Origin of the sequence: Pseudomonas parakoreensis (assembly GCF_021602155.1) — a bacterium.
Classification (GTDB): Bacteria; Pseudomonadota; Gammaproteobacteria; order Pseudomonadales; family Pseudomonadaceae; genus Aquipseudomonas; species Aquipseudomonas parakoreensis.
The window spans coordinates 230,220-252,052 of record NZ_BQHY01000003.1 but is presented as its reverse complement, the minus strand read 5'-3'; the positions used below and the strand labels follow the sequence as shown (position 1 = coordinate 252,052).

The 21,833-nt window shown below is 56.7% G+C and carries 17 protein-coding genes; 3 read left to right on the top strand and 14 right to left on the bottom strand.

What is annotated here, in order from left to right; genetic code table 11:
* Window positions 1-2 precede the first annotated feature (2 nt).
* On the top strand, window positions 3-2,078 hold the full coding sequence (recG, locus tag L6D63_RS05870; RefSeq protein ID WP_086792437.1) for an ATP-dependent DNA helicase RecG: 2,076 nt from the start codon (window positions 3-5) through the stop codon (window positions 2,076-2,078).
* Window positions 2,079-2,157: 79 nt separating this feature from the next.
* Window positions 2,158-3,558: an aminoacyl-tRNA deacylase and HDOD domain-containing protein gene (locus tag L6D63_RS05865; protein ID WP_047297284.1), complete on the top strand. Its 1,401-nt coding sequence runs from the start codon at window positions 2,158-2,160 to the stop codon at window positions 3,556-3,558.
* 256 nt (window positions 3,559-3,814) lie between these two features.
* Here the strand turns inward: L6D63_RS05865 and L6D63_RS05860 are convergent, their stop codons facing one another.
* Window positions 3,815-4,198: a helicase gene (locus L6D63_RS05860; RefSeq protein WP_003229522.1), complete on the bottom strand. Its 384-nt coding sequence runs from the start codon at window positions 4,196-4,198 to the stop codon at window positions 3,815-3,817.
* Between the two features lie 515 nt (window positions 4,199-4,713).
* Between L6D63_RS05860 and L6D63_RS05855 the strand changes: the two genes are divergently transcribed.
* Window positions 4,714-5,085, top strand: a complete 372-nt coding sequence (locus L6D63_RS05855; protein WP_131670813.1) for a DUF6124 family protein — start codon at window positions 4,714-4,716, stop codon at window positions 5,083-5,085.
* 57 nt (window positions 5,086-5,142) lie between these two features.
* On the opposite strand, the gene L6D63_RS05850 is transcribed toward L6D63_RS05855, so the two are convergent.
* The 13 genes from L6D63_RS05850 to tssM form a co-directional block, all read right to left on the bottom strand.
* On the bottom strand, window positions 5,143-5,580 hold the full coding sequence (locus L6D63_RS05850; RefSeq protein ID WP_121182744.1) for a hypothetical protein: 438 nt from the start codon (window positions 5,578-5,580) through the stop codon (window positions 5,143-5,145).
* Between the two features lie 4 nt (window positions 5,581-5,584).
* A complete protein-coding gene (locus L6D63_RS05845) occupies window positions 5,585-6,172 on the bottom strand; it encodes a lysozyme inhibitor LprI family protein (protein WP_131670742.1) in 588 nt (195 codons plus the stop codon).
* A gap of 38 nt (window positions 6,173-6,210) precedes the next feature.
* Window positions 6,211-6,669 (bottom strand): cell division protein, encoded by a 459-nt coding sequence (locus tag L6D63_RS05840; RefSeq protein ID WP_131670743.1) that lies wholly within the window; start codon window positions 6,667-6,669, stop codon window positions 6,211-6,213.
* Between the two features lie 96 nt (window positions 6,670-6,765).
* Window positions 6,766-7,893, bottom strand: coding sequence for a lysozyme inhibitor LprI family protein (locus tag L6D63_RS05835; protein ID WP_236170288.1), 1,128 nt, complete (start codon window positions 7,891-7,893; stop codon window positions 6,766-6,768).
* 356 nt (window positions 7,894-8,249) lie between these two features.
* On the bottom strand, window positions 8,250-9,614 hold the full coding sequence (locus tag L6D63_RS05830) for a lysozyme inhibitor LprI family protein (RefSeq protein ID WP_131670745.1): 1,365 nt from the start codon (window positions 9,612-9,614) through the stop codon (window positions 8,250-8,252).
* 20 nt (window positions 9,615-9,634) lie between these two features.
* Window positions 9,635-10,096, bottom strand: a complete 462-nt coding sequence (locus tag L6D63_RS05825) for an XAC2610-related protein (protein ID WP_131670746.1) — start codon at window positions 10,094-10,096, stop codon at window positions 9,635-9,637.
* A 9-nt stretch (window positions 10,097-10,105) separates the two neighbouring features.
* Entirely contained in the window at window positions 10,106-10,531 is a 426-nt protein-coding gene (locus L6D63_RS05820) for a hypothetical protein (protein ID WP_131670747.1), read from the bottom strand.
* 201 nt (window positions 10,532-10,732) lie between these two features.
* On the bottom strand, window positions 10,733-11,590 hold the full coding sequence (locus tag L6D63_RS05815; protein ID WP_131670748.1) for a tetratricopeptide repeat protein: 858 nt from the start codon (window positions 11,588-11,590) through the stop codon (window positions 10,733-10,735).
* On the bottom strand, window positions 11,583-14,453 hold the full coding sequence (locus L6D63_RS05810; protein ID WP_236170287.1) for an SH3 domain-containing protein: 2,871 nt from the start codon (window positions 14,451-14,453) through the stop codon (window positions 11,583-11,585). The genes L6D63_RS05815 and L6D63_RS05810 overlap by 8 nt, the downstream gene beginning before the upstream one ends.
* Window positions 14,454-14,490: 37 nt before the next feature.
* Window positions 14,491-16,533: a type VI secretion system Vgr family protein gene (locus L6D63_RS05805; RefSeq protein WP_131670749.1), complete on the bottom strand. Its 2,043-nt coding sequence runs from the start codon at window positions 16,531-16,533 to the stop codon at window positions 14,491-14,493.
* A 28-nt stretch (window positions 16,534-16,561) separates the two neighbouring features.
* Window positions 16,562-17,563 carry a serine/threonine-protein kinase gene (locus L6D63_RS05800; RefSeq protein ID WP_027610390.1) on the bottom strand — a complete coding sequence of 334 codons (1,002 nt, stop codon included), beginning with the start codon at window positions 17,561-17,563 and terminating at the stop codon, window positions 16,562-16,564.
* On the bottom strand, window positions 17,560-18,288 hold the full coding sequence (locus tag L6D63_RS05795) for a PP2C family protein-serine/threonine phosphatase (RefSeq protein ID WP_047297296.1): 729 nt from the start codon (window positions 18,286-18,288) through the stop codon (window positions 17,560-17,562). The genes L6D63_RS05800 and L6D63_RS05795 overlap by 4 nt, the downstream gene beginning before the upstream one ends.
* Entirely contained in the window at window positions 18,288-21,827 is a 3,540-nt protein-coding gene (gene tssM / locus L6D63_RS05790; RefSeq protein WP_131670750.1) for a type VI secretion system membrane subunit TssM, read from the bottom strand. Before tssM ends, L6D63_RS05795 begins: the two co-directional genes overlap by 1 nt.
* Between the last annotated feature and the right edge of the window lie 6 nt (window positions 21,828-21,833).

Here is a 21,833-nt window from a genome sequence, read left to right as displayed (position 1 = left end):
TCATGACTGAGCTGTCGCAAGTGTCGGTGACGGCACTCAAGGGTGTCGGCGAAGCCATGGCCGAGAAACTGGCCAAGGTCGGCCTGGAAAACCTTCAGGACGTGCTGTTTCACCTGCCGCTGCGTTATCAGGATCGCACCCGCGTGGTGCCGATCGGCCACTTGCGCCCGGGCCAGGATGCGGTGGTCGAAGGCACCGTCAGCGGCGCCGATGTGGTCATGGGCCGGCGTCGCAGCCTCGTCGTGCGCATGCAGGACGGCACCGGCGGGCTGAGCCTGCGCTTCTACCATTTCAGCAATGCGCAGAAAGAAGGCCTCAAGCGCGGCACGCGGATTCGCTGCTACGGCGAAGTGCGGCCCGGCGCCTCGGGGCTGGAAATCTATCACCCGGAATACCGCGCCATCACCGGTGACGAACCGCCGCCAGTGGATGAAACCCTGACCCCGGTCTACCCACTCACCGAAGGCCTGACCCAACAGCGCCTGCGCCAGTTGTGCATGCAGACCCTGACCCTGCTCAAGCCGAACACCCTGCCCGACTGGTTGCCGACCGAACTGGCCCGCGACTACCAACTGGCGCCGCTGGCCGATGCGATCCGCTACCTGCACAACCCGCCCGCCGACGCCGACGTCGACGAACTCGCCCTCGGTCATCACTGGGCGCAGCATCGGCTGGCCTTCGAAGAACTGCTGACCCATCAACTGTCGCAACAACGTCTGCGCGAAAGCCTGCGTTCGCTGCGCGCGCCAGCCATGCCGAAAGCGACGAAGCTGCCACCGAAGTATCTGGCCAACCTCGGCTTCAACCCGACTGGCGCCCAGCAACGCGTGGGCAACGAAATCGCCTACGACCTCAGCCAGCACGAACCGATGCTGCGCCTGATTCAGGGCGATGTCGGCGCGGGCAAAACCGTGGTCGCCGCCCTCGCGGCGCTACAAGCGCTGGAGGCGGGTTATCAGGTCGCATTGATGGCGCCGACCGAGATCCTCGCCGAGCAACACTTCATCACCTTCAAGCGCTGGCTAGAACCGTTGGGCATCGACGTCGCGTGGCTGGCCGGCAAGCTCAAGGGCAAGAACCGCGTCGCCGCACTGGAACAGATCGCCAGCGGCACGCCGATGGTGGTCGGTACCCATGCGCTGTTCCAGGACGAAGTGCAGTTCAAGAATCTGGCGCTGGTGATCATCGACGAACAACACCGCTTCGGCGTGCAGCAACGCTTGGCATTGCGGCAGAAAGGCGTCGGCGGGCGCATGTGTCCGCACCAACTGATCATGACCGCCACGCCGATCCCGCGCACGCTGGCGATGAGCGCCTACGCTGATCTCGACACCTCGATCCTCGACGAACTGCCGCCCGGTCGCACCCCGGTCAACACCGTGCTGGTCACCGACACCCGCCGCGTCGAAGTCATCGAACGGGTGCGCAGCGCCTGCGCCGAAGGGCGTCAGGCCTATTGGGTGTGCACGCTGATCGAAGAGTCGGAAGAGCTGACCTGTCAGGCCGCTGAAACCACCTTCGAAGACCTCACCGCCGCTCTCGGCGAGCTCAAGGTTGGGCTGATCCATGGGCGCATGAAGCCTGCGGAAAAAGCGGCGGTCATGGCTGAATTCAAGGCCGGCAATCTGCAACTGCTGGTTGCCACCACCGTGATCGAAGTCGGCGTCGACGTGCCCAACGCCAGCCTGATGATCATCGAAAACCCCGAGCGCCTCGGTCTCGCGCAGCTGCACCAGTTGCGCGGCCGGGTGGGTCGAGGCAGCGCGGTCAGCCATTGCGTGCTGCTCTACCATCCGCCGCTGTCGCAGATCGGCCGTCAGCGCCTGGGCATCATGCGCGAGACCAACGACGGTTTCGTCATCGCCGAAAAAGACCTCGAACTGCGCGGCCCCGGCGAAATGCTCGGCACCCGTCAGACCGGCCTGCTGCAATTCAAGGTCGCCGACCTGATGCGCGACGCCGACTTGCTGCCCGCCGTGCGCGATGCCGCGCAAGCGCTGCTGGAACGCTGGCCAACCCACGTCAGCCCATTGCTCGACCGCTGGCTGCGCCATGGGCAGCAATACGGCCAAGTGTGAGCACCGTCGCAGTTTGTGAAGGATCGTTCCGACAGAGCTGGTTATACTCCTGCCATTGTTTCAAAAACGGATACAGACCATGACTGACGCAGCTCTCGCCCCCGAACCCCCGCACGCGCCGTCTGTAATTCGGCTGCTGCTCGGCAAGCTGGGTATCGCCTACGAAGAAGTGCTCGACCACCACGGCCTCAATGCTTCGCGCAAGGTACAAGCCGTGTTGCTGGACGACGCCGTGGGCGCGCTGATGGTGCTGTTTCCGCAGAGCCAGTTGCTCGACCTCAACCGCCTCGCCGAACTGACGGGCCGGCGCCTGACCGCCGTGTCCACCGAGCGCCTGGAAAAGATGCTCGGCAAACACAGCCTGAGCCTGCTGCCGGGCCTGCCGGCACTCACCAGTTCGCCGTGCCTCTACGAAGAAAGCCTGCTGCGCGAGCCGAAGCTGCTGATCAACTCTGGCGAGCCGGGCGTGCTGCTGGAAATCACCAGCGAAGCCTTCAAGACCATGCTGACCAAGGCCAGCGCCGCCAACTTCGGCGAAGCCCTGAGCAGCATCCGCCCGAACCTCGATCGCCCCGACGATGACCGCGAGGAAATTACCCAGGCCGTGCAGGCGTTCACTGCACGCCGGATCCAGCAGCGTCTGGAAGCGACCATCGAGATTCCACCGCTGGCCGAGACGGCGCAAAAAATCATCAAGCTGCGCGTCGACCCCAACGCCACCATCGACGACATCACCGGCGTGGTCGAAACCGACCCGGCGCTGGCTGCACAAGTGGTGAGCTGGGCGGCGTCGCCGTACTACGCCTCGCCAGGCAAGATCCGCTCGGTGGAAGACGCGATCGTTCGCGTGCTGGGTTTCGATCTGGTGATCAACCTCGCGCTGGGCCTGGCCCTCGGCAAGACCCTGAGCCTGCCGAAGGACCATCCGCAACACACCACGCCGTACTGGCAGCAATCGATCTACACCGCCGCCGTCATCGAAGGCCTGACCCGCGCCATGCCGCGCGCCCAGCGCCCGGAAGCCGGCCTGACCTATCTGGCCGGTCTGCTGCACAACTTCGGCTACCTGCTGCTGGCCCACGTGTTCCCGCCGCACTTCTCGCTGATCTGCCGCCACCTGGAGGTCAACCCGCACCTGTGCCACAGCTACATCGAGCAGCACCTGTTGGGCATCAGCCGCGAACAGATCGGCTCGTGGCTGATGCGCTACTGGGACATGCCCGATGAACTGGCCACCGCCCTGCGCTTCCAGCACGACCCAAGCTACGACGGCGCCTACGCCGAATACCCGAACCTCGTCTGCCTGGCCGTGCGCCTGCTGCGCAGTCGCGGCATCGGCTCCGGCCCCGACGAAGACATCCCCGACGCCCTGCTCGAACGCGTCGGCCTGACCCGCGACAAAGCCAATGACGTGGTCAGTAAAGTCCTCGAAGCCGAAGTCCTGCTGCGCGAACTGGCCTCGCAGTTCAGCCAGGCCTGAACCAAAACAGGCCCGCTCCCCCAAGGTTTACACAACCCCTGTGGGAGCGAGCCTGCTCGCGAAGAATCCACCCCAATCTACCTGCTCAACACAGATTCTGTGGCGAGGGAGCTTGCTCCCGCTCGACTGCGCAGCAGTCGCAAATCCAGCCAACAAGGCATGCCTGACACAACAAGGCCTCAGGGTTCAGGGCCGCTCCGCAGCCCAGCGGGAGCAAGCTCCCTCGCCACAAAAGCTCTTCTCATCAAGACTCGGCTCAAGCCTTAGGCTTGGCCTTCCTCGGCTTCAAATACTTCATCAATCCCTGAAACCACATCACCAGCGCCGGATTCCCCTTCAGCTGGATCGACTTGTCCTGAATCCCCTGCATAAACGCCAGCTGCTTGTTCTTCGCCTGCATCGTGGCAAAGGCATAACCCGCATCCTTGAACGCAATCGCAAACGCCGGCTCCGCCACCACACCAGACTTGCTGGTAACGCGCTGATTCTTCACCACGAAATGCCGCGCCACTTTCCCGTCCAGCGTCTGCAGCTGAAACACCAGATCCTTGTCACCCAACTGCTGCTGGAACGCAGGATTTGTCCGGCTGGCCTTACCCATCAACAAACCCATCATCCACAGAAGAAAACGAAATTTCATGCGCACAGCCTCAAAAGGAAAATGAACGGCCGGGGCAGTGTAAGGGATTCGAACGATAACGCCACTATCCGCCGTTATTGGAAGATGATGCAGCCCATTTCCCGCACGATGACCGCCAAGTCACACTTCTGCACCCACCGTCCTACACCTGTTGAAACACATCCCTGTAGGAGCTGCCGAAGGCTGCGATCTTTTGATCTTCCAGCCTGCAAACCTATGGGAAATTTCCCGCGAAGCGTGGTGTTGTGCGTGAACTAGGCAGGTTGGAGCATCGTCGATAGCCTGTGTGTGTCTCCGCAAAATCGGTGACTCGGACGTGCAAGTCCAGACTCGTTATGCATTCAGTTATGGCTATTCGCCGGGCGTTTTCCTATGCTCGCGAACTGTTATGGCGGCTGTGTATGGGAGGCCTTCGGGTCTGCCGGTTTCCGAGTCCGGTCTTGCACACCTATACACAGCTGCCACCCTCTCGAAGCAAGCGAAACGGTGTTGGCTCCATAACTCGGAAAATACCTATGATCAAACCAACACCCAATCCCCCCGAAACCCCAGACATATCGCCCTACGAATCGCTGGAATCCAAGAAATTCCACGAAGCCGCCGAACGCGCCCTCGACCACCACTTCAAACCGCGCACCGAATCCCAACCCAAACGCGAAACCGGCCTCTTCAGCCTCTCCCCCGGCACCGACGCCGAAGCCCTGATGGCCAACGCCTCCGAAGACCTCCTGTCCATCAGCGCCATCGCCTGCGACCTCGCCGACGACCTCCACGGCTCCCGCCGCTCGGTCGCGCTGGCCCTGAGCAGAATGGCAGACGGGGTGCGATTGATGGTGGAAGGGACGCTCGATCATATTGAAGTGCGGAACCTGGCAGCCAAGTCGTAGCGGGATTTACGGATGAAAAAAGGGGACGTTAAGTCCCCTTTCTGAATATTCCCTGCCTCACCACTGACAGCCTGTTTCTGACGAAGCGTCCATGGTGATGTCTTGATCGAATGAGTACTTCTTACCGGATTTGTAATTTGTGTAGGTCATCCCGTAGATTCGGGCACCTTGGCTGACCATTTCGTATTCGCCTGTCAGCGATCCTTCGGAAACCTCCACCCAGATTGTCGTGAACTGAGAGGGGCGCCCTTCCTCCATGACTTCCTCTTCGACACCCCGGTAGACAAGGGGAATCGCCTTTGGGGACTTTGTGTATCTAACCCCTGCTCCACTCCAGCGGGAGACCGTGTCGTAATAGGATCGAAACTCGAAATTGATGTTCTTGCCTCCCAACGAACGGAAGCAAGAAACCTCGGTAGTAACCTCACCGTGGGCAGTCAGCGGTATCAGGAGAAGCGCAGAAATAAACGCAGACGAAGATTTCAAACCAACCATTCCTTTAGCGGTTCATGGGTAATTGAAAACGCATCCTCACCGCGCAGTAGGCGACGTCTTCACGCCACAGACGGCCAGCCATCTCACAATGCCCTTCTGCGTACGTCTTCCAAAGGGGATCATTGAACTCATCCCCTCCCAGTCGCTCAATGGCGGCCGCTAAATTTCTCTCACGATCCTTCCCCGCAATCGCAGATGCGGCTTTGTAAAAGCCATCTAGCGGTAAGCCCGTCTGCAGGGCAATCAACTCTCCCAACCGGGCATTGGTCGTTTGTACCAGACACCCCAGTCTCTCGATTGGCGCCTCAGCGCCCGGCAAAGTGGATTGATAAAGCTCCTCGCAAAACGACTCTTTGAAACGCACCCAGTTCTTTTGCACATCTCTCAGATGGCTCTGCTCCGCAGGAGCCAAACTCGTCAGCGCTTTTTTATATTGCTCGTTCAACACAGCGTCGACCTTCTCGAAGGTTTGCTGCCCGCAAATGATCAAGTCGGGGTTGGAAAAGCTGTCTGGATTACACACTTCTGCGGCAAGTGCCGCAGTAGAGGTTGCCAATGCCAAGCAGCAGAGAAGAATCGAAAATCCTTTCACGCTATAACTCCTTCGATACCAATATGCCCAATGCGCATTTATTGAGCGATTTTTCGGCGGTCCTGGATATACAGCCAGATCAACGGCGGCAATAGCACGAGCAACGCAAAACCGTCGAGCCACAGGTGCGACCAGACCTGCCGTTGCGCTGAAAGCCACATGTCCTGCGGTGCCCATAGCAGGATGCCGGCGATCAACCATTCCCACACTGCCGGGGCTTTCAAGCGACTGCCCAAGTGCACCAGCGCGAGCATGTACAGCGAATAACTTTGCAGCGTTGCGCCGAACAGCGCGAGCCACCAGACCTGTTGTTCGTAGCCGGCGGTGGGAACCGCATCGGCGCCCCAGAATGCGAGTTCGAGGGTGTGCAAATAGCCGTCGAGTAAACCGGAGTGACCGGCCCAGGTCAGGGTGAGGCCGGCGAGAATGTGCACGATTGCGGCTACGTAAAGCCAGAGCACTAACGCTGGGCGGAGCGAGGTAGAGAGGGCTGGCATTCCGTGTCCTGAGCGCATTACTTGGGGTGGAGAGTTTAAAGGAAGGACAACATAAAAAATCCAAAAAACTTTCTAAGGCATATTTTTAAGTCGTACTTATTCTTCAAGTGAGATAGCCATTTTCAGAGTAGATCCATTCAGATAAACGATTGCCTCGCGCCCGTTAATATCGATGGGCGTAGGATTCTGAATCATTCCTTCATCACTGGCCTTCGCAATTTTCGTCAGCGTCTTATCCGCAACATTGGCACGCCAGACAGTTTCATCGCCATTCTTGAAATAAAACGTCGGCCTTGATTTACTCCAGATTGGATTATAAATATTCCAACCAGCATCCGGCCGACCAACCGGAGCTATCGTTTCATACCCTGGGGTATGCGAATAATACGCTTGCAACTTTCCATACTCTCCACCCCAGCCGAATGTCAAACCACTTACAGCATTTTCATTAGTATTTGGCCACTGCTGAAACAACAAACTACTTTCAACCGGCGGCAGCTTGGAGCCGAGTTTATAAACCATCCCCCGCAACTGATTTTTCGAAAGCTGCTGTCGATAGTAAAACGATCCGTCCAGAATTCCCGCAAACCTTTTGCCTTCGTCATTCGACCCCAGACTCAGAGCACCATCAAAACCGATATCTTTCGCAATCGTGTGCAGTACTTGCCTGTCATTGCGATCAACGTACTCATAAAGATTGCCCCTGTACGCAATCATCGCTGGATCAAAATGCCCTTCAAATACGATGACATGCAACATGCCTGAGATTGTTTCGGCGGAGATTAAAAATCGTTCGACAACCCCCTTTTCATTGGGGAGCCATGCTAAATCAACGACCTTCCATGAGCGCTCAGACTGCGTATATGGCTTATCGCCCAACATCAACTTAATATCTTTCTGGGTCGGCCTAGGCGCAATAGGAACCGGCGACAGAAATTGTATCTGCTGAGCATAAGCATCCTCTAAACACTCAACTGACTCACAAGAGTTACGCTCCGACTCCAACCAATCGCTTTCGATTACTTGAAAAGCCCGTCGACTCTTTAACGGCTTGAAAAACTCACTCAACTTTTCATCCATTATGGACAAAGATGGAGAATTACAAATTTTCTTTTCTACGTCCGTTGAAGCCTTGCCGCAATCGAAACTCGCGGAAAGTGCGAACGAGCTAAAAAATAGAAAGGTTAACGATAAAAATCTTGGAAGTGAATATGTATTTTTCATTGAGTCCGTCATCAGAGAATTTTTTAACAAGCGCCACATACTTCGAAAGTAGAACCTTGCAATACAACAAACACATCCTATTCATTTATTTTTTTCATTTTATTTTCCGCTAACCTGTCTGTTGGCCAGACACTTTGCATAGCCGTTGGCGAATTTGGCATCTGCGACTGACCCGACGCATTGCCCACCGAGACAACACTTGCGGCGGCATGACTAGCCTGCGCGAAAGCTGCAATGCCGATCAGCAATACCCGCAGATATCGACGACTCACGAAATCCGGAATCGACAAGTCAGGCACAGTTCCATTCACTTAGATTTAACGGCAAAGAATCGCGACACATCCGCGCTCCGAATTTCAAATGCAGTGGCTCGCCTTGATCGGCTCTGGACCTTGCGACTTCAATCGCGCCACGTTGTCGATGCTCAACCGGTGACCTTTATCAGCCGCCATTTGATAACAGGCTAACGCTCGGGACATATCCTTTGTTCCCAACTCGCCAACCTCAAAAGTAGAAGCCAGATAACTCATCGCCTCTATGGAGCCCATGTTGATTGCTCGAATGACCTGCTCTTCTGCCTGCTTGGGATGGAGGCAAGGACCGTCGTAATCGGTGGAGTTCCCCATACAAAAAAACGAGGCATAACCCAATGCACCACTCGGCGTCTTTGACGCGGCTTGGAACAAAGCCTCAACTTTGCTGGTTTCCAGCTGGGACGCCATCTGCGAAAGGCTCAGTCTTGCCGCTGACTCGCTCGCCTCTGGATCACCTGACTCTGCTGCGCAGACATAATTTTCCAGAGACGCTTCAATCAACTCCACAGTTAGACGGTACTGCTCAAGAAACCCTAGCCCTCCTAAAGCCTCGGCACGTTGTTCGCAGAAGTTCTCGGCGCGGCTCATTCCGGGTTTACGTGTTGCGACAAGATCATTCTCGCTGATCGACCAGTCTTCGACGCCCTCAAGCACCCAACATGCCTGACGTGAGAAGTTGAAGATTTTTACATTGCTGTTGCCCGCCCGCTTATCGATCACGTTGACGTGACTGTCATCGACCTCTTCAATCTCGACTCCCGGTGTCTTGCCGGGTGTGATGGCGGCCATCAGCGGATAGGTGAAGGAAGCTTCGCTGACGCCCGAGGTCGAAGGCTCAAAGGTACTACGGTCCTTGCCTGCAACCGGCTTCAACACAAGCGATTTGACTGTCATCGCAGTGAGACGGCGCTGTGATTCACCGCTGGCGGAAAACGCTGTCAGGAAAGCAGGGAATTCCTCCGAAGGACAAGCGCCGTTGGCCGGCGCTGTCGAAGTGCTCTTGTCGGGTGCAAGTGCAGGGACAATCTTGTCCAGATACGCCGAGCGTTCGCGACTCATTCTGGCGATGCACGAGTTGACCGCGAACACATGTGCCGGCACCCCCGTCTCGATCTCGAATGCCTCCAAAGGGCAGTTCGCATCGCGCAACTTCAGCCATGCACGTTGCGACTCTTTAATCTTCGCTGCGTACTCCGCTCCCAATGCCGGATCCGCTCGATAATCAGACTCAAGCCGCGCCATCAATTGCTTGTAGATGAGGTTCAACTGCGTATCGGCAGCCTTCTTCGCCGCTTCCGAGCAGGGCACCATTTCCAGGCTTGAGCTGACATGGCTGCAGTCATCCTGCGCGTACACCGCTGAGAGTGGCAGCAGCACGGCCAGCAGGGTAAAAACAAAACGTTTCACTGTGTTCTTCCTTGATTCATTCAGGCTTTGCGTTTGGTGAATCGGGTGACGCATTGCTTGGGTATGTTCATTTCCCAGTAGGCGCTGAGCAACGCTTTACGCTTTTTGTCGACGCGCAAATTAACGAAGCCATCGCCGCAGTCCGGCCGCAATTCTTCGAAGGTGCCGGTTCTGGCTTGGTAAATGAACACCCGGTAGTAGTCGTAAGTGCCCATGCCGTCATCAAGCTGCCAGATTGCGAAATCCTTGGCACCGTCGAAATTGTAATCATCGATCTGCACATGGAGTTCGTTTACGGCTTCAAAATCGATAGTTCGCGACTCGTTATGCAATGCGCCTTTAACCGCGACGTTCAGCGTGGAGCCTTCGAGAACCAGTGTTGCTTCGACGCCTTTGTTTGGGCTGAACGTAGTGGTTTCGGCTAACACCGGCATCGTCCACAGCAGGCCGAGCAGTGATGCTGCTAGAGTTTTTGATCTCATGTACTCGCCCTACCCCCACTTGCATCCGGACTCCAAAGAGGAATCGACGCTGGTGTTATTTCCAAAGTAGTAAACCTTGCCGTTGGACTTCTTCGTGTACGTCATCGAGACGATATGCGTTCCTTGAGTCACGAGTTCGTAGGTCCCTGAGACCTTGCCGCTGATGACTTCAGACCAGCTTCTGGTGCTCTGCCAAGGGGCATCGGCGCCGAGCATTTCGTTCTGGGTATCCGTCAACACAATGGAAATTGGCTCGCTGGACTTGGCGTACTTTACGAAGCCGCCTGACCATTTGCTGGAAGCGTCGTAAAAGGTACGGAATTCGAACTTCACCGGGCTCGTTTTGGATAGTTCGAAGCAGAGTGATTCGCTGGTGACTGCGCTGTGGGCGGCAAAAGGAAATAACGCCAAAAAACAAAAATATGAGTTTTTCATATTTATTGGAACTCGTTAACCACGTACGATTTCTCAAGCAGCCGATGTAGTATTGCTATAAAAAAGTTGGCAGTTTTATTTAAGACCCTGCCACACTTACTTACATAGAGCAAAACAATTCAATCCGCCTCCTTTCGCACCACTAAAACGCAGACCAATCACATCACCCTTAAAATCTCCAAACAAATAATGGCACAACAACTAATTCAAACGCCCAAAAACCCTCTCAGGAATCTTATTTACCAAACCTTTTTTTATCATTGCGTCACGATACTTGACATAATAACTCCTAGCATCTTCATGCCTACCCAGGGCCCAAAGGGAGTCGGCAGCGTTCAACTTCAATGGAATCCTATCTTCAGCAATCGGTAACAAATAATTATAAATCTGTATCGCTAAAAGATGCTCACCACCTTGGGCGAGATAGAATGCAATATCATTATACTCAGATATATTTTTTCCAGGAGGATAGCACGCAAAATAAGAGGGAGCCCCCATAAAAAAAGAGTCCTTAAGCGTATTCGCCCGCGAGTCTTTTTCAGTCAAGCCAATCGTTTCAGAAATTAGTTTTCTCGGAGGAACCCCCCCTTTTGAAAACTCAAAAAACTCTCCCTGAGAACTCTTCCATTTATTACCTACCCACTGACCATCGCACTGTTGTACCGCGCCAATATTTTCTACACACCCAGTTTCCAGCGAAACCATATCGCAATATGCCTGCGAAGAGACAATTTCATTTCCGTCCCCATCAACCATTTCCGCTGCATTAGTTCGCTGAACTACCACATACTTCTTATCAGCTGACAAACGGTTTATATCTGAACTTGCTACAACCCCCTCCTCGAAACCTTCTAATTTTTTCGGTAACGAATACAAACTAAATCTATATTTCTCGCTTCGATATTGAACATCACCCCACCCTCCAAAATCCTCATTATACTTATCAAAAATTAAAGAACTTTCGTTATAGCCGATAATTTTTAACGGCTGAGCATCAGCATAGCTTACCCCAGCAAGCGAAGCCGAAAATAAAATCAAGAGATAATATCTATTAAACATTTACCGCCGCCTTTAGCTTCGTATATCTAACATTAGGAGTTGTCATCCCGGTACGACCCGGGCCGTAAATATCAGTGATTTTCCGCTCATAATTAGCGTGACTACTCCCCCATGTACTTACATTCTTACTGACAGTGGGGTTTTCTAAGAAAAATCTATCTAAAGCGTTCTTAAGATTCTCCGCTACGTTACCAGGGCGGTTAACGTGTTCATCCAGAACCGTAGCCTGTCCGAGAGTCGATAAAAACAATTGGCCAACTGTAAAGTCGTAAGAGTTTGGTTTTTTTGACTGCAGCTCTTTCAAACGCTTTATAAAATCTGAAATCTGAAGTTCCACAAAGGAAGGAGACCCCACTGCACAAGCCAATGCAGAGACGGGCTTACATTGAATAACATTTCCAAATGTTGACTCTCCGCATCCGACTCTCAATTTGCTTTTTAATTCAGCACGCTCAAGCTTTTCGCCATTGGCGAATTCAGGATCCTTGTAATACATTTTCGGTTTATCAGAGCTCAAATCCAGATACCATCCTTGATTCTCAAAAAGCTCAGCAAATTCATCAGGATACTGTTCTTTAAAGGATTTCACTTGAATTGGAAGTTCACCTGCACCCTGAGGGTTCACAGTTTTCTGCATCGCACCTGCAGAAATTAGTTCACTATCATAAGACTGAACTGTATTGATCTTCCCCTCATTTTCACACATAACGGCAATAACTTTCTTTTCAAAAGCCGTCACTTTACCAGCTGCTTCAAAATCAGCCCACTGAGGTACATCCCCTAGTTTTACCTCTCCCCACACTACAGGTCCGTAATGAGAGCCCCAGCGGGTAACCTTGACAACAACGTTACAGTTACACTGTTTTTTGTTGTTAAAGTTTCCTACCACCCCAACGGGATGCATATGCCAAACTTTACCGTCTGGGCTCAATGCCTCCTTCGTAGCAACTTCTCCCCACCACGACATCTCCTTGATTCGTTTCTTTTGCGCGACCCAATTTAAATTAGGTACATCTTCTGAATGCCCCATTAATCCATCCAATGTATCCCATTTGGCCGCATCATAGAACCACTCACTTTCATACTTAGTAACAAGCTGCGATATGGATTGCGCAAACCAAGGTTTTGCAAGTGCCACCTGTATTTCCGTAGTTGTCAGCTTATCATTCTTGTCTGTATCAATAATGTCGTACAAACCTTCCTTTACCGGCCCTTTAGTCGACTTGCTGGCCATCGGGACAAAAGTAGCCTTCTCTTCTTCGGTAAGAAGATCACGGTCATGTAGAAATGAGGATAGATGTTCAGCGTTACTACCATTTTCTTCGATGAATTGGAATCCCTCCCAGTCCCATGGATTGTGGCGGGTGGTAATCAGATCTTTCTCGCCAAGCCATCCATTAATCGGATTCCCATGCGCGTCGCCCAGAACCCCCTCAAGATGCCACCAACGAGTAGTGTTTGACGGAGCAGGACTTGAACCCACCCCAGGAGTTGTTACCGACTGCTTGATTTTTTTTGCAGCCGGCAACGCCTCTAGCACGCCAAGTGGAATAATCAAATCATATCCAATTACTACACCGGCATCGCTCACTTGTGGTGGGTTAGTCGCGTTGATATCTGGGCGATGGGTAATTAACTTCGTACCTTTATAAATTTTTAAAAGGCTTTTTTGATCCGCAGGCAAGGCAGCGGATCTATCTCGACTAAGAGAAACAAAGTTCTCAATATCTTCGCATGTAAAAACCTCTACATGGACCAAGTTACGAGCCGCTCCCTCATCGTGTTCCTGATAATGGCCGGCAAAACCCACCAACGCTCCAGCCTTAATAGCTACTGGATTATCGAGCAGAACAACCTTTCCCAGATCTTTGGGTTCGGTCTTGGTCTCAAGTGAAGGAAACCAAACATAACCGCCAACATTTCCGTTCTCATCAGCGGCAAGTGCGGGGATCGGTGCTCCACCCACGACCTTTACGAGTTTCCGATAGTTTCCAACTGCTCCCTCTTGGCTAATCTCAATTTGAGTGCCAGCGGGCAGTATCGACATAACCTCACCGGTAGTCGAACCGGTCCTACGCACTCTCAAACCCTTGGCTTGATTAGCAGGAATATTTTTCGCTAGCTCGCCAATCAGGTACTCATTTACGCCTTTACTGTTCATTTGGGCTTTGAATACCCACCCGCCTATAGCTGCGGATTGGTCAGCCTCTGGCGCCACACTGACAACTTTTAGCCATTTTCCATCTGTACTCGCGACTCCCGTTGTAACCGTGGTGCCACGGGGCAATGTAGTCAGAATATTGGTATAGCCCGCTGTCCCTGGGAGATCGGCGCGTACGTTCAAACCCTCGACGGGATCACTCACACTCGCTTTTACCTGATAGCCACCATTAACCCAGTACGAAGGCCGTTCCAACATGGGTGTTTTCGTTCTGTAGCCTTCCATGTCCAACAGATGCATATAGAGACTATAAAACGTCAATATCGGGCTCGCAGCCTGAGCGGCGCCCGAGTCGGCTGAAGGTGTAGGGGAAGCGGGCACCTCCAAGTGATGCTTTACCAGCACGAAGCCTGTCGAAGCAAAAGCGGTGCGATCCGTATATACCGTGGCCGGATAGGTGTCATCGATACGATAGGCAACTACTTGCCCATCAGCGATACAGCGTACCTCGCTCTGTGCAGAGACTAATCCGGAAGCCTCATCAAAATGCACGCCTCCATGCCACAAGCCATTGCTGCCAAGTGGGTAATAACCATCCTGCGCCTTCGCCAAGGCAGCGTAATACCGCTGTGGATCTGTGCCACCCGCACCATCTATCTTTAGCGGGTAAGACCACTTTTTAACTTTCACTGGCTCTGTCATTTGTACTTTTACCTAATCCTTTTTGATCCGTTGGCGGTCAACCAGAGAACCTGATCATTCGCATTGGTCGAAGGTCAGCTTTCTGAGGCACCGCATTCCCCAACGCCTGATCCATCAAACTCCCCGCCTTATCCTTATCCGCCGCCCCCGGCAGCACCGGCGGCTTAATCCCGATCCCGGTGCCATTCCCCGGCGACCCGCCGGCATTAATCTTCACCACCGGCCCAACCACCGTAACCCCACCGCCATCGAGTTTGATAAAGCTCCCACCCCCAAGAATGGTCAGCTCCGTCCCCGCCTCAATAACAATCTTGTCCCCAGCCTTGAGGTGAATCTCTTTGCCCACGCTGGTCAGTTGCGCCGTGCCCAGCTTCACATGCTGGTTCTGCCCAATTGTCAGGTGATCATCCAGCTTCGCTTCAACCTTGCGGTCGGAAATCGTGGTGCGATGTTCTTCGGCCTTGAGCTCGGTGTAGGTGTTCTTAACCACCGTGTCATGACGTTCATTACCGACCCGAATCTTCTGGTCATGCTCTACGTTTTCATCCCAATCGCGCTGGGCGTGGATGTAGATCTGCTCTGCACCCTTTTTGTCTTCAATGCGCAGTTCGTTGTAGCCACCGCCGCCCGGGGAGCTGAGGGTTTTGAACACGCTGCGGGTTTTGTTGGCCGGCAGGGCGTACGGCACCGGGTTTTCCTTGTGGTACAGGCAGCCGGTGACGAGGGGTTGGTCGGGGTCGCCTTCGAGGAAGGTGACGAGGACTTCCATGCCGATACGCGGAATGCTGATGGCGCCGTAGCGGTCGCCGGCCCAGGAGCTGGAGACGCGCAGCCAGCAGCTGGTTTTGTCGTCGGCGAGGCCTTCGCGGTCCCAGTGGAATTGCACTTTGATGCGGCCGTATTGGTCGCAGTGGATTTCTTCGCCTTTGGGGCCGGTGACCATGGCGGTCTGGCTGCCGAGCACGCGCGGTTTCGGGTGTTCGAGGGCTGGGCGGTAGAACACGTCCCACGGGGTGGCGAGGAAGGTGTTCCGGTAACCCTGGTGGAAGTCGTCCTTGTTGTCAGTGGTGTCGCTGGTCACGCCTTCTTCGAGGACTTGCGGTTGTTTGCCTTCGTGGAAGATTTCGGTGAGCAGCCACAGGTCGTTCCACTCGCTGCGCGGGTGGTCGGACATGGCCATGAAGTGGCCGCTGACCAGTTTGGTCTGGTCGCCGCGACCTTCGGCCTGGCGGTAGTCGGCGCGGTGGCGTTCGAGGGCGCGCTGGCTGAGGAACTTGCCGCGCGCGCGGTCGATGAAGCGGCCCGGGTAGTCGTAGTCTTCCAGATCCGGTTCAGTGCTCTCGCCATCGGGTTTGTACGCGGCTTCCATTTGCAGACGTGGTTTTTCGAAGTCGTAGTCGCGACGCGTGGTGCGGCTGGTGCGGGTTTCCAGACGCAGTTTGAAGCCTTTGATCACCGGCTCTTCGGCGACCATGCCGCTGCCTTGCACGTACGCGGTCGGCTGGCCGAGGTCGGGGAACACGGTCTGGTCGTCGCCGAACACTAGCAGGTGGGCTTTTTCGCTGTGCTGGAAGTGGTAGTGAATACCTTCCTCCTCGCACAGACGCTGGACGAAGTGCAGATCGGTTTCGTCGTACTGCACGCAGTAGTCGCGATCCGGGCACGGCTGGCTCAGCTGGAAGCTGTAGGCGTTGCCCTTGATCCCGTGTTCATCGAGGATCAGCGCGATGATTTTCGGCGCCGACATCTGCTGGTAGATACGCTGGTTGGTGCGGTGATGCAGGTATTGCAGTTGCGGCACCAGCGAGACCTTGTAGCGGGTCAGGCGCTTGCCGGCATCGCCCTGGGCGACGCGGTAGATCTGGCCGTGAATGCCCGAGCCCTGTGGATCGAATGCGAGGAACGCCTGCTTGTGCAGGAGCTTTTCCAGGTCCAGATCGGGGTTTTCGCTGACCAGTTCGAGGTCGAAACGAAACGGTTGGCTGATGCCTTCGGTGCCGGTGAACGACAGCACTTGCAGGTCGCCCACGTAGTCTTCGACCTTGAGGCTGAAGTGGGTTTCGTTAGCTGGGTTGAACATAAAGCGCTCCCTGTTCGAATGTCGTCCGTTACGCCCGAAGTCGCAACCGTTGCAGCCAGGACGAAGTGGCGCCCAAGGCGTCACGCAATTGATCGGCAGTGATGGTGCGTTCTGCCGCATTGAAGCTCAGCGCGGTTCGCAGCGCTGGCCAGCCGTGTTTCGGTAAGTTCGCCGGGGCTTGCAGCTCGCGCTCCAGGTGCTCGTCGCGGGCCTGGGTCGAGGGCAAACGGCGGAACGGGTGTTTGCCGCTCGCCAGTTCATAGATCACGCAGGCCACGCCGTACACGTCCGCGCTGGCCGACAACGGTTGGCCCTCAAGCAGTTCGGGGGCGGCGTAGCCCGGGGTCCAGGCGTTGAAACGCTCGCGGCTCAGGTGCGGCAGGCCGGGCAGTACGCCCTCGTCTGCCTGGCCGAGACCGAAGTCGAACAGGCGCAGGCCGTCTTCGCTGAGCATGACGTTGCTCGGCTTCATGTCACCGTGCAGCACGCCGCGACGGTGGGCATAAGCCAGCGTATCGAGCAGCGGCAGCGCGATGTCGCGCGTTTCTTTCCACGGCAAGCCGAGGGGCCGCTCGCAGAGCAGTTTGTCCAGGGTCAGGCCACGCATGTATTCCATGGTGATGAAGGCCCGCTGGCAGTCAGTGTCGACTTCAAACGTGTGTGCACGCACGACGTTGTCGTGGCGCAGGCGTCGGGTCAGGGCGAACTCGCTGTAGAGCAAGGCACTGGCGTCCGGCGATTCGGCAAATTCTTCGCTGAGGATTTTCAGCGCAATGTAAGGGTCGGGATCGCCGAACTGCTCGTGCAGCAGATCCCGCGCCCGGTAAACAGCGCCCATGCCGCCCGCCCCGAGCAGACGCTCGAGGTGGTAGCGGCCGGCGAGTACGTCCGGCAATGCACCGATGCTGGCCTTGGTCGGCGCCAGCAACGGCTCGGCGTTGTTTGCCTTGGCGAAGGCGAAGTAGGTCAGGTTGCTGGCCTGCTCTTCGCTCATCAGCAAGTCATCGACTGAGGATTCGATTTCAGTCATTGGCGGATCACCACGGCAGTCAGGTTGTCCCGGGCGGCGCCACGCAGGGCGCCGTCGAACAGACGCTCCAGCGCCACATGCGGCGCGCTGAGGCTGAGGGCGTTGCCGAGGGCATCGCTGCTCAGTCCTTGGTACAAGCCATCGCTGCACAGCAAAAAAGCATCGCCCGGATAGACCTCGAGTTCGAGGACGTCCAGGGTCAGCTGTTCGGCCGCACCGACGGCTCGGGTCAAGGCCTGAGCCGCCGGGTGCGCTGCGGCCTGTTCGACGCTCATCTGTTGCTCGTCGATCAGTTGCTGTTGCAGCGAATGGTCTTTAGACAGCTGATACAGCCGCTGCCCACGCCACAGGTAACAACGGCTGTCGCCGGCCCAGATGCAGGCCGCGCGGTTGCCTTCCACCAGCAGCGCCACAACGGTGCTGCCCATGATGCTGTCGTGGCGCCCGGCGGTGACCGTCAACTCCTGCCCCAAACGCCGGTTCAGCCAGTGCAGGCACTGGCGGATGGCTTTGAGGCGTTCGTCGAAGTCCTCGTGTTGCGGCAGTTCAGCCAGGCTGGCGACAATCAACTGGCTGGCGATGTCGCCACCCTGATGACCGCCCATGCCGTCCGCGACCACCCACAGCCCCTGCTGTGGCGAATCGAGGAAGGCATCTTCGTTGCGCGCCCGCACCTTGCCCGGGTCGGTACGCGCCGCGCTGCGCCAGGGACTGGCCACCAGCATCAGAGCTGCACCGGCATACGGAAGGTGCGCAGCACGCCCATGTCGAACGGGTTCGGCGTGCGCTGGCTGGTCAGCAGGTAGTTGGCGCGCAGGCCACCCACGTCGGCTTTCAGCACCAGCACGTCGCGACCGGTCAGGTACTCGGTCTGCATCAGATCGAACAGACGGAACAGCGACCATGGGCCGGAGTTCTTCTCGATGCCGATCGGACGCCCCGCCATCTTGTCCATCACCAGGCTGGTGCGACCGTCTTCAGCGTCGGTCGGCCACTTGAACGTCATCGGCAGGATCGGACCGTGGCGGTACTCCATGGTCTTGTCGCCGAACTTGAACTCGGAACGGCTGACGGCCGGATCGAGGGTGTACGGCTCCAGTTTGAACTGCACGGTCGGCTCGGCCGGGTTGATCGAGAAGAAGCTCTGACGAATGGTCAGGGCTGCTGCCATCTGGTCGAGGTACATCTTCGATACCGGCAGGCTGTGACCGTCGACGCTGCGCATCCGGTAGTTGCCCGGATCACCGCTGACGAACGGACGCATGTAGCTGTCGAAGAAGCGGTCGACCGTACCTTGAGCGCGGAAGAACTCGCGGAAGTCGCTGATCGCCACGTCGCTGGTGCTGCTGGCGCTGAACGGATAACGCTTGCTGATGGTTTTGCCATACACGCTGTACAGCTCGTTCTGATAACGGCCGTTCAGGTATTGGTAGGCATCGTTGAGCACCAGGCGCCACGAGTCTTCGGCCAGCACGTTGAACCACACGCTCAGCGGACGCGGCAGGCGACCCGAGGCCGCACGCAGGTTGGTCAGCGCATCACGCTGGCCGCTCATGCGGGTTTTCGCCATTTCGAACGCGGCTTGTTCCGGTGTGCTGGAACGGGCCAGACCGGACAGTTGCAGTTGCAGGTCGTTGAGCGCGCTGATGGCCGGGGTCAGGTCAGCGGCCGGGCCGTTGTTGTCATCGAGCAAACGATGCAGCGGCTCGAAGCGGCGTTGCAGCGACTTCTTCGCGGTGTCCGGCAGGCTTTTCGCCACGGCCATCGCCGACGCCTTGTCCGCCACGGCAGACGCCAGTTTGCCGACCTTGCCCAGTTTGCCCTTCTGCCCTGCCAGTGCATCGGCGGCATCACCGGCTTCGTCCACCGGATCGGCAGCGGCCGGGAAGCGCGTGTTTTCACGTACTTCAGTGAGCAATGCCAGCACCGGCGAGTTGGCCGAGGTCAGGCCCGCCAGTTGCTCGGCGCCTTCACCGGCGTCGCTGATCGGCGGCAAGGCCACCTGGCCAACGGCTTCGCTCCAGTAGTTGGCGTAGTCGCGGAAATACAGCTGCTCCAGCTCGACCATCAGGCGACGCAAGTCCATGTCGCTGATGCCCGCACCTTCACCCAACACCCAGTTGTCACGCAGGATGTCGGTGACCAGCGCCGAACCCTGCACCGAGAAATACTGCTGATAACCCTGTTGGGTGTAGAACCCCGGGATCACGTATTCGGTGCCGATGAACAGCGAGCCCTGCGGGCCGAGATGTTGGCTGAAACGGTATTCCGGCAGGTTGCGCGCCTGCTCGCGGAGCATGCGGTAGACCACGGTGGCCAGCGATTCGGCGCGCAGCACCTGACGTGCCTGAGTGACCAGTTGATCGTTCAGCGGGTAGATGAACGGCTGCTTCAGCAGGCGCTCAAGGTGAGTGTTCAGACCATTCTGCACCGCGGTGTTGCCGGTGTAGCGCTGCGACCAGTCAGTGGCGACCCAGTCCTTGAGCCACACGGCATCACGACGGTCCTTCATGTTCAGCATCAGGTACGCACGCAGGCTGTTGAGCAGCTTGTCGCGGTCCTTCATGTTGGCGCGGATCTGCCCTTCGAGCATCGTCGCGACCCGTGGCAGCAATTGCGCCTCAAGCTCATGTTCGTAGGCTTGCTTGACCACCGGATTGACGTCTTCGCCCTGATACAGGCCGCCACGCTCGTGGTACGAAACGTCGCCTTTTTTCGGGAACACCTGAGTCGCGGCGTAGCTGGTGTCGAGGGTTTTCAGCACGCCCATCGCGTCATCACGCGGGCTCAGCGCCGAACGTTGCTGAGTCCAGTTCTGCGCCAGCGTGCGCAGGTTTTCCAGACGCTCGTAGTTGGCCGAGAAACCACCGGCCCAGAGCATGCCGAACAGCGCCAGTGCCGCCAGTGCGCCAACGTACAACGCACGCTGGCCCCAATGGATGCGGCTGCGCTCGCGCTTGTCGAGACCGGCCAGATCCGACTCGGGGAAAATCACCCGGCTGAACAGATGATGGATGAAGCGCGAACGGCCACTGCGCAGGGTCGGCAGCACGCCGGCACTCATGCCGAGGCTGGCACCGATGCCGGCGGTAGTTGCGTCCATTTCCTGGGTCAGGTGCGGCGCACTGGTCAGGTAGAAACCCCGCAGCAGCGACGCGCGCTGGTAGCGGTTGCCGGTGAACGCCATGTCGACGAACAGGCACAGGCGCTCGCCGATCTGCCCCAGTTGATGCGGGAAGTCGAGGATGCGGCCACGGCGCTGGGTATCGCGTTCCGAGTGCATGCGCATGATCACCTGATTGTTCAGACGCCGCAGCAGCTCTTCGAACTCGCCGCGCAGGACCGCGACGTCGGTGCCGACCTGATCCTTGCGGAAACTGGTGCCCAGCACCTGATCGCTTTCTTCGCGGGTCAGTTGATCGAAGAACTCGTCGAAGCCGAGCAGCTTGTCGGCCTTGCTCAGCACCAGATACACCGGCACATCGACGTGCAGTTTCTGATAGACGTCTTGCAGACGACCGCGCACCTGGCGCGCCAGGGTGTCGATGTCCTGCTCGCTGCCACCGATCAGGGATTCCACCGGAATGGTCACCAGCACACCGTTCAACGGACGCCCGCGACGACGCTTGCGCAGCAACTCGAGCAAGGTGGTCCAGGCACTGCCGTCGACTTCCGCGTCCGGCTGGGTGGTGTAACGTCCGGCGGTGTCGATCAGCACGCCGTGGTCGGCGAAGTACCAGTCGCAATGACGGGTGCCGAGGGTGTCACGGGTCAGCTTGCGGTCAATCTTGTTGATCGGGAATTCCAGCCCGGAGAAGTCCAGCAGGCTGGTCTTGCCGGAGGCCTGCGGACCAATCAGCAGGTACCACGGCAAATCGTTGCGCCAGCGCTCGCTGCGGCCGCGATACAGGCTCGAAGTCTTCAGGGTTTTCAGCGCGTCCTTGAAGCGCGCCTTCAACTCTTTCTGTTCTTCTTCGATCAGCTCGTCACGACGGATGCGATCCTGGCCGTCTTCGGTTTCTTCGATGGCTTTCTTGCGGATGCCCGCGCGCCAGCTGACGAAGACCATGGTCAGGCCCCAGATCAGGAACAGCACGGCGATGGTCAGCAAGCGAGAGGTCGAGCTCTCCCAGAACTTGTAGTCATCCACCGCCAACAACGGGCCGACGAACCACACCAGCAGCGCCACGAACAGCACCAGCAGCAGAGTCCAGACCCAGGTCTGGCGCAGGAAGGCGCCGACTTTCTTGAAAAACTTTTTCATCACACG